General features: G+C 69.9%; 13 protein-coding genes. 7 read left to right on the forward strand and 6 right to left on the reverse strand.

The genetic code is table 11. The features are described from left to right. From QM624_RS08775 to QM624_RS08795, 5 genes are all read left to right on the forward strand, one after another. On the forward strand, positions 1 to 732 hold a 732-nt coding region (locus QM624_RS08775), incomplete at its 5' end, for a BMP family lipoprotein (RefSeq protein ID WP_415090874.1). Positions 733 to 819: 87 nt separating this feature from the next. After that, positions 820 to 2394 carry an ABC transporter ATP-binding protein gene (locus QM624_RS08780; protein ID WP_415090876.1) on the forward strand — a complete coding sequence of 525 codons (1575 nt, stop codon included), beginning with the start codon at positions 820 to 822 and terminating at the stop codon, positions 2392 to 2394. Then, positions 2391 to 3572, forward strand: coding sequence for an ABC transporter permease (locus tag QM624_RS08785; protein WP_415090878.1), 1182 nt, complete (start codon positions 2391 to 2393; stop codon positions 3570 to 3572). Before QM624_RS08780 ends, QM624_RS08785 begins: the two co-directional genes overlap by 4 nt. Next, positions 3569 to 4873 (forward strand): ABC transporter permease, encoded by a 1305-nt coding sequence (locus QM624_RS08790; RefSeq protein WP_366521495.1) that lies wholly within the window; start codon positions 3569 to 3571, stop codon positions 4871 to 4873. The genes QM624_RS08785 and QM624_RS08790 overlap by 4 nt, the downstream gene beginning before the upstream one ends. Positions 4874 to 4905: 32 nt before the next feature. Next, the gene (locus tag QM624_RS08795; protein WP_415090881.1) at positions 4906 to 5313 is read left to right on the forward strand and encodes a cytidine deaminase; all 408 of its coding nucleotides are present in this window, start codon (positions 4906 to 4908) and stop codon (positions 5311 to 5313) included. Between the two features lie 129 nt (positions 5314 to 5442). Here QM624_RS08795 and QM624_RS08800 read toward each other — a convergent pair whose 3' ends face one another. Then, positions 5443 to 6870: a PLP-dependent aminotransferase family protein gene (locus QM624_RS08800; protein ID WP_415090883.1), complete on the reverse strand. Its 1428-nt coding sequence runs from the start codon at positions 6868 to 6870 to the stop codon at positions 5443 to 5445. Between the two features lie 61 nt (positions 6871 to 6931). Here QM624_RS08800 and QM624_RS08805 point away from each other — a divergent pair, with 61 nt between their 5' ends. Then, the gene (locus tag QM624_RS08805) at positions 6932 to 7600 is read left to right on the forward strand and encodes a YczE/YyaS/YitT family protein (RefSeq protein WP_415090885.1); all 669 of its coding nucleotides are present in this window, start codon (positions 6932 to 6934) and stop codon (positions 7598 to 7600) included. A gap of 110 nt (positions 7601 to 7710) precedes the next feature. On the opposite strand, the gene QM624_RS08810 is transcribed toward QM624_RS08805, so the two are convergent. From QM624_RS08810 to QM624_RS08820, 3 genes are read right to left on the reverse strand one after another with little or no spacing between them, the layout of a single operon-like run. Further along, positions 7711 to 8646 (reverse strand): N-acetylmuramoyl-L-alanine amidase, encoded by a 936-nt coding sequence (locus tag QM624_RS08810; RefSeq protein ID WP_415090887.1) that lies wholly within the window; start codon positions 8644 to 8646, stop codon positions 7711 to 7713. A gap of 6 nt (positions 8647 to 8652) precedes the next feature. Further along, positions 8653 to 8934: a hypothetical protein gene (locus QM624_RS08815; protein ID WP_415090889.1), complete on the reverse strand. Its 282-nt coding sequence runs from the start codon at positions 8932 to 8934 to the stop codon at positions 8653 to 8655. Further along, a complete protein-coding gene (locus QM624_RS08820; RefSeq protein ID WP_415090891.1) occupies positions 8934 to 10157 on the reverse strand; it encodes an inorganic phosphate transporter in 1224 nt (407 codons plus the stop codon). The genes QM624_RS08815 and QM624_RS08820 overlap by 1 nt, the downstream gene beginning before the upstream one ends. 151 nt (positions 10158 to 10308) lie before the next feature. Between QM624_RS08820 and metG the strand changes: the two genes are divergently transcribed. Beyond that, a complete protein-coding gene (gene metG, locus QM624_RS08825) occupies positions 10309 to 12096 on the forward strand; it encodes a methionine--tRNA ligase (protein WP_415090893.1) in 1788 nt (595 codons plus the stop codon). A 1-nt stretch (position 12097) separates the two neighbouring features. Here metG and QM624_RS08830 read toward each other — a convergent pair whose 3' ends face one another. Together QM624_RS08830 and QM624_RS08835 are read right to left on the reverse strand one after the other, a co-directional pair. Further along, on the reverse strand, positions 12098 to 13153 hold the full coding sequence (locus tag QM624_RS08830) for an alcohol dehydrogenase catalytic domain-containing protein (protein WP_415090895.1): 1056 nt from the start codon (positions 13151 to 13153) through the stop codon (positions 12098 to 12100). A 192-nt stretch (positions 13154 to 13345) separates the two neighbouring features. After that, the coding region (locus QM624_RS08835; RefSeq protein ID WP_415090897.1) for a phospho-sugar mutase at positions 13346 to 14850 on the reverse strand (1505 nt) is incomplete at its 5' end.

Genomic DNA, 14850 nt, shown 5'->3' on the forward strand with positions numbered 1-14850 from the left:
CCCGACACCAGTTTCGCCATCGTCGACTTCGCCTACACCAACGACAAGGGCAAGAACACCGCACCGAGCAACCTCAAGGGCTTGCTGTTCAACAGTGCCGAACCGGCGTTCATGGCCGGCTACGCCGCCGCCTCGCTGTCCACGACCGGCAAGGTCGGCACCTTCGGCGGCGCGCCCTACCCGTCGGTGACCTCGTTCATGGACGGCTACGCCCGCGGCGTCGCCTACTACAACAAGGCCAAGGGCGCCAACGTCGCGGTGCTCGGCTGGGACATCGACAAGAAGGACGGCACCTTCATCGGCGGCCAGGATCCGTTCGGCGACCTGCCCGGCGGCAAGAAGGTGGCGTCCAATCTGATGGCGCAGGGCGCGGACGTGCTGCTCCCGGTCGCCGGCCCGTCCGGTGAGGGCGCCCTGCAGGTGGCCAAGGCCAGCAACGGCAAGGTCGCCTCGCTGTGGGTGGACACCGACGGCTGCGTCAGCCAGGAGCAGTACTGCGCGGTCATCCCGACCTCGGTCGGCAAGGCGATGGACGTGGCCGTCTTCGAGGCGATCAAGGCCGCCAAGGACAACAACTTCAGCAACGAGGTCTACGTGGGCACGCTGGCCAACGGCGGCGCCTACCTGGCCCCGTTCCACGACTGGGATTCGAAGGTCTCCGCCGAGACCAAGGCCGAGCTCGACAAGATCAAGGCCGACATCATCGCGGGCACCATCAAGACGACCGCCTGAGAGTTGCCGCAGGACCGACGGAAGGGGGCGCGTGCCGCGCCCCCTTCTGACGTTCCCAAGGGCACCGATCGGGAAGGAACGGTGTGAATGACCAGCTCCACGTCATCGCCGCCGGCGGAATCGGCCGGCCTGCAACTCAAGGGCATCACCAAGACGTTCGGCTCGTTCGTCGCCAACGACGCCATCGACCTCGACGTCCGGCCCGGTGAGATCCACTGCCTGCTCGGTGAGAACGGTGCCGGCAAGTCGACGCTGATGAACGTGCTGTACGGGCTCTACCAGCCCGACGGCGGCCAGATCGTCATCGACGGCACCCCGCGACAGTTCGCCGACCCGAAGCAGGCGATGGCCGCCGGGATCGGCATGGTGCACCAGCACTTCATGCTGGTCGAGGTGTTCAGCGTCGCCGAGAACCTCATCCTGGGTCGCGAACCCGGCCTGGTGGTGGACATGAAGACCGCGCGGGCGACCGTCCGGGAGCTGTCCGCCCGCTACGGCCTGCCGGTCGATCCGGACGCCGTCATCGAGGACCTGCCGGTGGGCGTCCAGCAGCGGGTGGAGATCCTTAAGGCACTGGCCAACGACGCGAAGTACTTGATCTTCGACGAGCCCACCGCGGTGCTCACCCCGCAGGAGATCGACGAACTGATGGTCGTCATGCAGAACCTGCGTGACGAGGGACGCGGCATCGTCTTCATCACCCACAAGCTGCGCGAGGTGCGGGCCATCGCCGACCGGATCACCGTGCTGCGCCGCGGCCGGGTGGTCGGCCAGGCCGAGCCCGGGACGTCCGAGCAGGAGCTGGCCCGGTTGATGGTCGGCCGGGCCGTCGACCTCAGCGTCGCCAAGGAGCATGCCGCGCCCGGTGCTGTCCGGCTCGAGGTGAGCGGGCTGACCGTCGCCAACGCAGCCGGTGCCGTGGTGGTGGACGGCATCGACTTCGAGGTGTCCGGCGGCGAGATCCTGTGCATCGCCGGCGTCCAGGGCAACGGCCAGTCCGAACTGGCCGACGCGCTGCTGGGCAACACCGCGGTGCTGTCCGGCCGGATCGAGCTGGACGGGGTCGACATCAGCCACGCCACGCCACGGCAGACGATCGTCGCGGGCATGGGCTTCGTCCCCGAGGACCGGCAGCACGACGGCTTCATCGGCAGCTTCACCATCGCCGAGAACCTGGTGCTGAACCGCTACGACCGGCCGCCGTTCGCGTCCGGGCTGTCGCTGGACCTGGGCGCCATCGACCGCAACGCGGTGGCGCTGCGGGACGAGTTCGACATCCGCACGCCCGACGTGCGGAACCTGGGCTCGTCGCTGTCCGGCGGCAACGCGCAGAAGGCGGTGCTGGCCCGCGAGCTGAGCCGGGACCTGTCGGTGCTGGTGGCCTCCCAGCCGACCCGCGGGGTGGACGTCGGCGCCATCGAATTCCTGCACAAGCGGATCGTCGCCGAACGCGACCGCGGCACCGCCGTGCTGCTGGTGTCCACCGAACTGGAGGAAGTCGAGGCGCTGGCTGACCGGGTGCTGGTGATGTACCGCGGCACCGTGGTGGGCATCGTCGCCCCGGACACCCCGCGCGACGTGCTCGGCATGATGATGGCCGGCGTCCCCTACGACGAGGCGGTTGCCCTGGTCCGGGACGCCGAGCAGGGGGAGGGCGAATGATGGCCGAGACACTGCGCACGTCACGGGTGCGGGAATGGGCCCGGTCCCGCTGGCGCGACTGGGTGATCACCCTCGCCGCGTTCGTACTGGCCCTGATCGTCGGAGCGATCCTGATGATCGCCGCCGACCCGGCCGTGTCGAGCAACTTCGCCTACCTGTTCACCGCACCCGGGCTGGCGTTGGGCGCGGCCTGGACCAAGGTCTCCACCGCCTACGCGGCGCTGCTGAACGGCGCGATCGGCTCACCGGAGGCGCTCGCCGCCACCACCGCGGCCGCCGCTCCGCTGATCTGCGCCGGCCTGGCGGTCGGGTTGGCGTTCCGGGCCGGACTGTTCAACATCGGCGCCCAGGGGCAGGCGATCGTGGCGTCGATGGCTGCCGCCTACGTCGGTTTCGCCTGGTCGCTGCCACCGGTGGTGCACCTGGTGGTGGCGGTGGCCGCCGGTCTCATCGTGGGCGGTGTCTGGGGCGGCCTGGTCGGCTGGCTGAAGGCCCGCACCGGCGCGCACGAGGTGATCGTGACGATCATGATGAACTACCTCGCCGCCGGGCTGCTGGCCTGGGCGTTGACCACCACGGCCTTCCAGCGTCCGGGTCGTGCGGATCCGATTTCACCCGAGGTGCCGGATTCCGCCGCCTTCCCGCAGCTGTGGGGGCAGCTCCATCTGGGCTTCTTCGTGGCGCTGGCGGCTGCCGTCGCCGTCGGCTGGCTGCTGGAGCGCTCCACCGTCGGCTTCGCCATCCGGGCGGTCGGCGCCAACCCGTCCGCCGCCGGGACCGCGGGCATGAACGTGGGCGCCACCACGATCGTCACGATGACCATCGCCGGTGCGCTGGCCGGGCTGGCCGGCGTCCAGGCGGCGCTCGGACCGTCGGTGAACGGGGTGCCGGTGCCGCTCACCGAGGGACTGGTCGGCACGGTCGGCTTCGACGCCATCACGGTGGCGTTGCTGGGCCGCTCCCGGCCGCTCGGCATCGTGCTGGCCGGGCTGCTGTTCGGCGGGCTGAGCGCCGGTGGGTTGGCGATGCAGAGCGTGGCGCAGACGCCGCTCACCCTGACCCTGGTGTTGCAGGCGCTGGTGGTGCTGTTCGTCGCGGCACCGCAGCTGGTCGCCACGCTGGTGCCGTTCCTGAAGGCCCGCAAGACCCGCGTCTCGCTGACGGGGGTGGACGCATGAGCACCGAATCGCGTGCACCGAGCCTGACCGATGCCCCCGAGCAACTCGACTTCGAGGTGATCGAGTCCCGCGACGCCCGCCGCGCCCGGATCTCCACCGGTGCGCTGATCGGCATCGTCGGGGTGATGCTGGGGGTGCTGTTCTTCGGCACCGAGGGCAGCGCAAGCTTCGCGCTGTCGGACGCCTTCGCCGACGTCCAGCTGCCCACGATCGTCATTCCCGGTGCGCCGGTCGTCGCGGTCGCCGCGGTGGCCTGCCTGCTGGTGGCTGCCGGCTTCCTGTCCGGACGGCTGCGTGGCCGGCAACGCACCCTGGCCGGGGTGATCGCCGGGCTCGCGGTGGTGATCGGCTTCCTGACCTGGGCGGCGGCCGGCAAGGACCTGCCCTTCCCGGTGGCCAACCAGCTGGCCGGCACCGTGTTCACCGCCACCCCGCTGATCCTGGGCGCGCTGTGTGGTTCGCTGGGGGAGCGGGCCGGCGTGGTGAACGTGGCGATCGAGGGCCAGTTCCTGACCGCAGCATTCGCCGCTGCCCTGGTCGGGTCGGTCACCAAGTCCATCCCGGCGGCGCTGTTCGCGGCGGTGCTGGCGGGCGTCATGATGGCCGCCGTGCTGGCCCTGTTCGCGATCAAATACCTGGTCGACCAGGTGGTGCTGGGCGTGGTGATCAACCTGCTCGCCTCGGGCATCACCGGCTTCCTGTTCGACCAGCTGGTGCAGCCCAACTCGCGGGCGCTGAACAACGCCCCGACGATGGACACCATTCCGATCCCGCTGCTCAGCGACATCCCGCTGCTCGGGCCGGTGCTGTTCGACCAGACCATCCTGGTCTACCTGGCGGTGATCTCGGTGGTCGTGGTGTGGTTCCTGCTCTACCGCACCCGCTGGGGCCTGCGGGTGCGGGCGGTCGGCGAGCACCCGGAAGCGGCCGATGCGGTCGGCATCTCGGTGAAACGCGTCCGCTGGCAGGCGGTGCTGGTCGCCGGTGTCTTCTCCGGGCTGGGCGGGGCCTTCTTCACTGTCGGCTCGATCGGCTCGTTCAGCAAGGACCTGACCGCCGGCAACGGCTTCATCGCGTTGGCCGCGGTGATCATGGGCCGCTGGCATCCGGTGCTGGCCGCCACCATGGCGCTGTTCTTCGGTTTCGTGGTGCAGATGGCGTCCCAGTTGCAGACCCTGAACACACCGGTGCCCAGCCAGTTCCTGCTGATGCTGCCCTACCTGGCCACGATCATCGCCGTCGCCGGCCTGATCGGACGCACCCGCGCCCCCGCCGCCGACGGCGTCCCGTATGCGAAGTGAGATCCGCTACTACCGACACACTCGAGGTGACCATGGCTGAGATCGATTGGGACGCCCTGCGGACCCGGGCGCGCGAACTGTGTGACCGGGCCTACGCGCCGTATTCGCGGTTCCCGGTGGGGGCGGCGGCGCTGGTCGACGACGGACGGCTGGTGGCCGGCTGCAACGTCGAGAACGCCTCCTACGGCCTCACCCTGTGCGCCGAGTGCGGCCTGGTCTCGGAGCTGGCAGCCACCGGCGGCGGACGCCTGCTCGCCTTCGCCTGCGTCAACGGGCTGGGCGAGCCGCTGATGCCGTGCGGCCGCTGTCGCCAACTGCTCTACGAGTTCGGCGGGGCGGAGTTGCTGCTGGACACCCCGGAAGGCGTCCGGACGATGGCGCAGGTGCTGCCGCAGGCGTTCGGCCCGGACGACATCCTGCACGTGACCGACCACGCCTAGGAGTCGCTGGTCATTGACGACATCCCGGGCTCCGACCCGGGATCTCAGACGGGCGAGATCCCGGATCGGGTCCGGGATGACGATGGATGGCTTTGATCAGCGCTCTTCCGAGAGTGCTGGTCGGCAGACTCAGGCGATCAGGATGCGCACCGGATCAGCCACGTCGTGCTGGCCGTCGAGCGCCGTCCAGGCGGTGTGCAGCACATCCACGGCCGTCCGCAGGTCGGCCTCCGGCCGGGTGTAGGGCAGCCGGACGAACGACGCCAGCCCGCCCTCGGGCGCGAACACCGAGCCGGGGGTGATCACCAGGCCGCGGCGCTCGCACTCGACCGCCAGTGCCGCGGCCACCGGACGGGGCAGCTCGCACCACAGCGACAACCCGCCGGCCGGAATGCGGAAGCGCCATTCGGGCAGCCGCTCGGCCAGTGCTGATGCCAGGGCATCCCGCTGGGCGCGCAGTCGTGCGCGCTGCTGGTGCGCGTCGCCGTCCGGACCGGTGAGCAGCTCGGTCAGCACCAACTGCTCCAGGATCGGGGCGCCCAGATCGAGTCCGAGCCGGGCCCGGGTGAATAGCTGCTGGCGGCCGTCCGGCACTCGCAGCCAGCCGACCCGCAGTCCGCCCCAGAACGCCTTGGACGAGCCTCCGATCGTGATCGCGGACGAACTGTGTGCCGCCATCGGTGCCGGGACCGGCAGCTGTTCCAGATGCAGGTCGGCGTGGCTCTCATCGACGATCGCCACCGTCCGGCTGCGAGCCAGGGCGGCGCCGAGCCGATCGCGTTGGGCGTCGTCCATCAGCAGCCCGGTCGGATTCTGATAGTCCGGGATCAGATAGGCCGCGCGAGGTGCCGCCTGGCGCAGCGACGCTTCCATGGCGTCCAGGTCCCAACCGTCCGGATCGACCGGGACGGCCACCACCCGGGCCCCGGCCCGGCGCAGCGAGGTCACCGCGTTCGGATACACCGGCGACTCGACCAGCACCCGATCGCCGGGACCGAGCAGCGCCTGCGCGGCTGCGGCGATGGCGGCGATCGCCCCCGAGGTCACCAGCACCTGATCGGAGGAGGTGGGCAGCCCGCGCCGCCGGTAGCGATCCGCGATCGCCTCACGCAACTCGGGCAGACCCAGCGGGAAATAGCCATGGCCGGTGAGATAGGCCGGCAGGGCCGCTGCCGCGGCCGCATAGGCGCTGGCCAGGCCGGGAACCGCCGCCGGCGCCGCGCAGCTCAGGTCCATCGTCGAGGCCCGGTCGGGCTGGGGGAGCAGGGCGCGATCATGGCCGCGGGCCGGGCCGCCGGGCACCCGCGTCCAGGTGCCGGAGCCCTGCCGGGCGGCCGCGTAGCCGGCCTCGCGCAACATGCCGTAGGCCCTGGTCACCGTCGTCCGGGAGAGGCCCAGCGCGGTGGCCAGGTCACGCTCGCTGGGTAGCCGCTGGTCTAGCGGCAGCAGGCCGTCGGCGATCACCGACGCCAGTCGCGTCGCCAGCCCGCTGAAGGCGGGGGAGGGGACGTCGCCGACCAGATTGGCCACCCGTCCGGTGGGAATGGAGCCACTCACCGGGCCACCGTGTCACGATTGGCTCTTTCAAACAAGGCCATTGCCTCGCCAAGATGGCTTCATGAGCACGAGCCGTCCGATCGAGATCTCCAATCTGGGTCCGCTGGGACAGCTGCGCACCGGTCGCCTGCCGCGCCGCGTCGTCCAGCTGTTCGTCGGGCTGGTGCTGTTCGGGTTCTCGATCGCGCTGATGCTGCGCGGCAACCTCGGTGTGGCCCCGTGGGACGTGCTCAGCATCGGCCTGACCCACTGGCTGCCGCTCAGCTTCGGGCAGATCACCATCGCGCTCAGCTTCGTGGTGCTGCTGCTGTGGATCCCGGTCGGGGAGCGTCCGGGCGTCGGCACGCTGGCCAACGCGATCGTGATCGGGCTGGCGGTCGACGCGTCCCTGGCCTGGCTGCCGGTGGTGGACGACTGGGCGCCGCGGATCGCGCTGATGCTGGCCGGGGTGGTGCTGAACGGCATCGCCGGTGCGGTCTACATCGGTGCCCAGCTGGGACGCGGCCCGCGCGACGGGCTGATGACCGGCCTGGCCCGCCGCACCGGACGCAGCCTGCGGCTGGTCCGCTCGCTGATCGAGGTGGTGGTGCTGCTGATCGGCCTGGCGCTGGGCGGCACAGCCGGCCTCGGCACCCTGGTGTTCGCCCTGGCCATCGGTCCGCTCACCCAGTTCTTCCTGGCCTGGACGCTGGTCGCGCGGCGCGAGCCTGCCGTCCCCGAAGCCGCTTGAGGAGGCGCTGACTCGTCGTCGGTCGAGCTTGTCGAGACCCGGGCTCCCACCCTGGCAAGGGATTACGACAAGTCCGACCAGCGATGGGTGGCATCGACCGGCGCTTCGGGTCAGCGGGTGAGTGCGCGCTGTGCGGCGTTGGCGAGCGCGTCGGCGACCTGGTGCTGGAAGGCTCTCGATTTCTGCAGGGCGAGGTCGGCCGGATGCCTCATGTTGCCCATCTCAAGCATGATCCCCGGCGTCCGGGTGAGCAGGTTCAACGTCGCGATGTCCGAACGCAGGCTGAGTGCCGTGCCGGATCCGATGTAGTTCGACCGGGGCATCGTCGTGCGCTGGGCCAGTGCGGTGCGGGCGAGCCTGGCCAGCCTGGCGGAGCGCTGTTCCAGCGACGACCCTCCTGCCATCGTCGTCGAGACGATGATGTGGAACCCGCGAGCCTGCCTGGCCTCGTTGCCGTCGGCATGGATCGAGATCAGCAGGTCGGCCTTGGCGTCGTTGGCGACCTGGGCACGTTTGTTGACGCAGGGCCCGAGGCCCGCGTCATTCGTCCGGGTCAGCAGCACCCGGGCGCCGCGCTGCTCCAGTTCGGCGGCGAGCTTCTGCGCCTGGCTCCAGGTGTAGGCATGTTCGGACAGCCCTTTGCCTGCGGTGCCCGATGAGTTGCAGGCCTTGGTTCTTCCGTTGCCGGCCGGAACCTGCCGGGTGTTGAACGACTTCTCGTATCGTCCGTTGTGCCCGGGGTCGACGACGATCGTGCGTCCGGCAAGGACTTTCCCGGGCTGCTTCGGGGTGGCGGTGGTTCGGCCGGGGCTGCTGGCGGGAGCCGAGCCCGGGGTGCTGGCGGCAGTCGATCCGGACGGGGTGGCCGGCGCCCCGGCGGTGCTGGAGGTGGCGACCGGCGTCCGTGGTTGAGGATCGGCCGGAGCTGACGGTGGTGCCGTGCAGCCGGTCAGCAGGCAGGCGATCGCGATGACAGAGCCGGCGAGGTGGGGCCGCGGGCCGCGTCGTAGCGCCCGGGCTGAGGGGTGGGGGAGCGCCGCACCCATAGGTGGTCAGCGCTTGACGAAGGACGGCAGCAGGCCGTCGAAGGTGAGCGTGTAGCCGAAGCCGTGGGCGACGATGTAGCCGATCCCGATGGCGATGGCGAGCAGCACCACGGCGAACAGGACGACCGCGAGCACCCTGCCGAAGGGGTTTCGGCCGGTGTCGGGCAGGTCGCCGTTGGCCCAGGCGATGGATCTCACACCGAGCGCGAACAGGATCGGCAGGCCGGCGCCGAGGATCAGGCCGGCGGCCAGGATCCGCCACGCGTCATCGAGGGCGGTGAGCCACATCAGACCCCCACCTCCTTCTTGTCCGGCTTGCTGTCCTTCGGGGCCGGTGCCCAGTCGTCATTGACGTTGTGATGGCCGATCGGTTCCTTGCGCGAATGCAGCCACATGTAGCCGCCGGCCGCACAGAGCAGCAGGAACACCACGCTGGCACCTATGCCCGGTCCGAGCGCGTTGCCGATCAGGAACATCAAAGCGCCGACGGCAGCGGCCGCCGGCAGCGTGGTCAGCCAGGCGGACGCCATCCGGCCGGCGACTCCCCAACGCACCTGCGCGCCGGGGCGTCCGACACCGGAACCGAGGATCGAACCGGTCGCCACATGGGTGGTGGACAGCGCGAAACCGAGCTGGCTGGAGGCCAGGATCACCGAGGCGGACGCCATGTCGGCGCTCATCCCCTGCGGCGGCTCGATCTCGACCAGCCCCTTGCCCATGGTGCGGATGATCCGCCAGCCGCCCAGATAGGTGCCCAGCGCGATGGTGACGGCGCAGGCCAGCTTCACCCATAACGGCACCTCGTGCGTGCTGTCCCAGTGCCCGGAGGCGATCAGCGCCAGGGTGATCACGCCCATCGTCTTCTGGGCGTCGTTGGTGCCGTGCGACAGCGACATCAGTGAGGCCGCGCCCACCTGGCCCCAGCGGAAGCCCTGGGTGCGGTACCGCTCGGTGAGCTTGGCGGCGACCTTGAACACCAGACTGGTGCCGACCAGGGCGACGATCAGCGCGATCGCCGGCGACATCAGGCCCGGCAGAATGACCTTGCCGACCACACCGTCCACCTTGCTGCCCTCGCCGACCCACTTCACGCCGCCCCAGCCGAGCCCGGCCAGGGTGGCGCCGACCAGGCCGCCGAACAGTGCATGCGACGAGCTGGAGGGCAGGCCCCACAGCCAGGTGGCGAGGTTCCAGATGATGGCTCCGGCCAGGCCCGCGAGCAGGATCAGCAGCAGCCGGGTGCCGCCGTCGGCGAGCAGTTCAGCGCGCGGCGAGCCGTCCGGATTCTGCAGATTGATCACCGCGTTGGTCACGGTGAGGGCCACTTCGACCGAGAGCAGAGCGCCCACGAGGTTCAGGGTCGCGCACAGTACGACAGCGGTCTTCGGGGTCAACGCCTTAGTGGCGATCGACGCAGCCATCGCATTGGCCGTGTCGTGAAATCCGTTCGTGAAGTCGAAGGCCAGAGCCGTGACGACGACGAGCGCCAAGAGTATGAGCTCGGGGGACACGTGTTCATCGTAGGGACAATCTCGTCACCGCGGAAACACTTGGTTGAGAGTCCACCGTAACCCCTTGTTAACTCCCAGTTCATCCAACCCGGGCCAGCCACCGATGGGCGCTCGTCGGGTCCGTATGCGTCGAGCCTTTAGGATGCGCATCATGACTTCTCCCATCCTGACCGCGGTGGCTTGGCCGTATGCCAACGGTCCGCGGCACATCGGCCACGTCTCCGGCTTCGGCGTCCCCTCGGACGTCTTCTCGCGCTACATGCGAATGGCCGGCAACGACGTGCTGATGGTGTCGGGAACGGACGAGCACGGCACCGCCATCCAGGTGCAGGCCGAGAAGGAGGGTCTGACCCCGCAGCAGACGGCGGACAAGTACCACCGTGTGATCGCCGAGGACCTGGCCGGGCTGGGTTGTTGTTACGACCTGTACACCCGCACCACCACGCTCAACCACCGGGCGACGGTCCAGGAACTGTTCCGCGCGCTGCACGCCAACGGCTACATCGTCGCGCAGCGGCAGCAGGGTGCGATCAGCCCGTCCACCGGACGCACGCTGCCCGACCGCTACATCGAGGGCACCTGCCCGATCTGCGGCTTCGACGGCGCCCGTGGCGACCAGTGCGACAACTGCGGACGCCAACTCGACCCGATCGACCTGATCAACCCGCGGTCGCGGATCAACGGCGAGACTCCGCAGTTCATCGAGACCGAGCACTTCTTCCTCGACCTGCCGGCGCTGGCCGGTGCGCTCGGCGAATGGCTGGAGACCCGCACCGACTGGCGTCCGAACGTGTTGAAGTTCAGCGAGAACCTGCTCGCCGAGCTGCGGCCCCGAGCCATCACCCGCGACCTGGACTGGGGGGTGCCGATCCCGCTCGAGGGCTGGGAGGACGCCCCGATGAAGCGGATCTACGTCTGGTTCGACGCGGTCATCGGCTACCTGTCGGCGTCCATCGAATGGGCCAAGCGGTCCGGCGACCCGGACGCCTGGAAGCGCTGGTGGAGCAACGACGAGGCCCGCTCGTACTACTTCATGGGCAAGGACAACATCACCTTCCACTCGGTGATCTGGCCCGGCATCCTGCTCGGCGCCAACGGCCAGGGCGACAAGGGCGGCGAGCCGTCCGCGTTCGGGCTGCTCGACCTGCCCACCGAGATCGTGTCGTCGGAGTTCCTGACCATGTCCGGCTCCAAGCTGGCCTCCTCGCGCGGGCACGTGATCTATGTGCGCGACTTCCTGCGCGATTTCGGCCCGGACGCGCTGCGCTACTTCATCGCCGTCAACGGCCCCGAGAACCAGGACACCGACTTCACCTGGGAGGAGTTCGTCCGCCGGATCAACTTCGAGCTGGCCAACGAGTGGGGCAACCTGATCAACCGGTCGATCTCGATGGCGCACAAGAACGTCGGCGCGATCCCGGCAGCAGCTGAGCTGACCGAGGCGGACGAGGCGCTGCTGCAGGCCGCCAAGGACGCCTACGCGGTCGTCGGCGACGCCTGGAGCCGGTGCAAATTCAAGCTGGCCACCACCGAGGCGATGCGGGTGGTCGGCCTGGCCAATAAGTACATCTCCGACCAGGAGCCGTGGAAGCTGAAGGACGACCCGGTCCGCCGCGACACCGTGCTGCACGTCGCGCTGCAGGTCGTCCAGGACTGCAACACGCTGCTCACCCCGCTGCTGCCGCACGCCGCGCAGAAGGTCTTCGAAGCGTTGGGTGGCGAGGGCATCTGGGCGGCCCAGCCCGAGTTGACCGAGGTCACCGAGCCGGGCGCCGAGGCGCCCTACCCGGTGCTGCGCGGCGACTACGTCAACCAGCAGGCGACCTGGGAGTCCCGTCCGATCGCGGTCGGGACGCCGCTGACGAAGCCCACCCCGATCTTCACCAAGCTCGACCCGAAGCTGGCCGAGACCGGACCGGAGTGGGCCCCGATCGCCTGAGCTACTGGCCGTTGGGGGTCAGGATGACCTTCAGTGCCTCACCCGTCCGGGTCATCTCGATGGCCCGGTTGATGTCGCTGAGCGGAAGCACATGCGAGACCAGCCGGTCGGCTGGGAATTTGGGGTCGATCGCCAGCTCGAAGGCCTTCTGCACCTGCATGGTGTTCGAGCCGTAGTGGCCGTAGATCCACAGGCCGCGGTAGTGCACCAGGTTGCTGTCCACCTCGGTCAGGGCGCCCTTGGCGACGCCGCCGAAGAAGACCATGGTGCCGGCCCGCTTCGTCATCAGCAGACCCTGCTGCTGGGCGATGGTGGACGGGTTGGCCGAGATCACCTTGTCGGCGCCCAGTCCGCCGGTGAGCCGCAGCACCTCCTCGACCGGGTCGAGTTCGCTGGAGTTGACCCGGTGGTCGATCTCGTCGAACGCCGCCGACTTGTCCAGCCGGTCGGCGTTCACGTCGACCAGGATGATGTTGCTGGCGCCCCGCATTCGGCACAGGATCGCCAGGAACACCCCGATCGGGCCGGCGCCGAGGATCGCCACCGAGTCACCGATGGTCACGTTGATGTTGTCCACGCAGGCGTAGGTGGACGACATCGGCTCGGCCAGTGCGGCCCGCACCGGGTCGACGCCGTCGGGCACCTTGAAGGTGGCGCCGCGCTCGACGCGCTTGGGGCCGTAGGCGATGTACTGGGCGAAGCCGCCCGGCTGCTCGGTGTACTCCTCGACGTTCGGGCACTGCTCGCTGTGCCCGCTGCGGCAGAAATCACACCGTAGGCAGTGCGCGACGGGGTAGACGTAGATCATCTCGCCGACCTCGTACCCGCTCACGCCCGGCGCGACCTGGTCGACCAGCCCGACCACCTCGTGACCGTAGATGTGCGGGTAGACGCCCTTGCGGGAGTCGGTGGTCAGGTTGCGGATGTCCGAACCGCACATGCCCACCGCCATCACCTTGACCACGAAGCCGCCCTCGGGACAGGCCGGTTTCTCGACCTGTTCGACGCGGATATCACCGGGGCCATACATCAGCGCGGCGTCCATCAGTTCGGTCATGCTGCAGCTCCTTCGCATTGGTCTTTCATGGTCGATACCCCGCGAGTTTCGCCGAGTGGGCGACGGGTGGCAAGCCGCGTCTTGTCGGTCAGCCGTCCAGGCGCCGAGCCACGTCCGGGTCGTGACGTGGCCCGCTGAGTAGGGCGGACGCCTGCGCGTGGGCGGCTTGATCGGCGCCAGGTGGCGGCGCGCTCACAGCGCCAGGACGCCGGCCAGGTCGGTGCGCAGCCGGGCCAGCAGGGCCGACGCCTCACTTCGTGCCCCGACCAGGTCGTGCGGGGCGGGCGGCAGCCTGACCTGCAGGTAGCACTTCAACTTGGGCTCGGTGCCGGACGGCCGGACGACGGCCCGCACCCGCTCGCCGGTGAACAGCAGACCGTCGGTGGCGGGCAGATCGTCGCTGTCGGTCGCCAGGTCGACGACGGCGACCGGCTCGCCGGCCAGAGCCTGCGGCGGGGCGAGACGCAGCCGGGCCATCGCCTCACCGATCACCGTCAGATCCTCCACCCGATAACTGAGCGGCTCGGTGAGGCAGACGCCGTGGTCACGGGCCAGGTCGTCGAGCCGGTCGGCGAGGGTGCGGCCGGCCGCCTTGAGCCGGGCGGCCAGCTCGAGCGCCCGCAGCGCGGCGGTGATGCCGTCCTTGTCGGCGACGGCCTCAGGGTCGAGGCAGTAGCCGATCGCCTCCTCGTAGCCGAACGCCAGCTCAGGTACCCGGGCGATCCACTTGAAGCCGGTCAGGGTCTGCCGGAACGGCTGCCCGTGGGCCGTGGCCAGGTCGGCCAGCAGGGTGCTGGAGACCACCGAACAGGCGTAGGTTCCCTCGACGCCCGCCTCCAGGCTCGCCGAGGCCAGCAGCCAGCCCAGCTCGTCACCGCTGAGCATCCGCCAGTCGCCGTCGACCGGACAGGCGACGGCGCACCGGTCGGCGTCCGGATCGCTGGCGATCGCGAGATCGGCGCCCATCTCGCGAGCCAGATCGACGGCCAGGTCGATCGCACCCGGCTCCTCGGGGTTCGGGAAGCCGACGGTCGGGAAGGCCGGGTCGGGCTCGGCCTGCACCGCGACCTGAATCGGGGACGGGAAGCCCGCCGCGCACGCCGCTCGGGCCATCGCGTCCGAACCGACGCCGTGCAGGGCGGTGTGCACCCAGACGACGTCACGTTCGGAACTGCCGGCGACCAGCGCGGCGGCCCGGTCGACGTAGGCCTCGACCAGGTCGTCGCCGAGCAGTTCGAAGTCGTCGCTGCGGGCAATGGTCTGCAGCGGTCGCCGGGACGCCGCCTCGATCCGAGTGGCGATCTCGGTGTCGGCCGGCGGAATGATCTGCGACCCGTCGCCGAGATAGACCTTGTAGCCGTTGTCCTGCGGCGGGTTGTGTGAGGCGGTCACGATCACGCCGGCGACACAGCCGTAGTAGCGGACGCCGAACGCCACCACCGGGGTGGGGTGGGGCTCGTCGCACAACAGCACTCGGAAGCCGGCGCCGGCCAGGATCTCGGCGGTGTCGCGGGCGAACACGTCGGAGTTGTAGCGGGCATCGAAACCGACGATCACCCGGCCGCCGGCACGCCCCTGGTCGGTCAGGTAGCGGGCCAGGCCGGCGGCGGCGCGTCCGACCACCACCCGGTTCATCCGGGCCGGGCCGGGGCCCAGCGCGCCGCGCAAGCCTGCGGTGCCGAACGCGAGCGGTCCGG

Source organism: Micropruina sp. (assembly GCF_047606365.1).
Lineage (GTDB): Bacteria > Actinomycetota > Actinomycetes > Propionibacteriales > Propionibacteriaceae > Micropruina.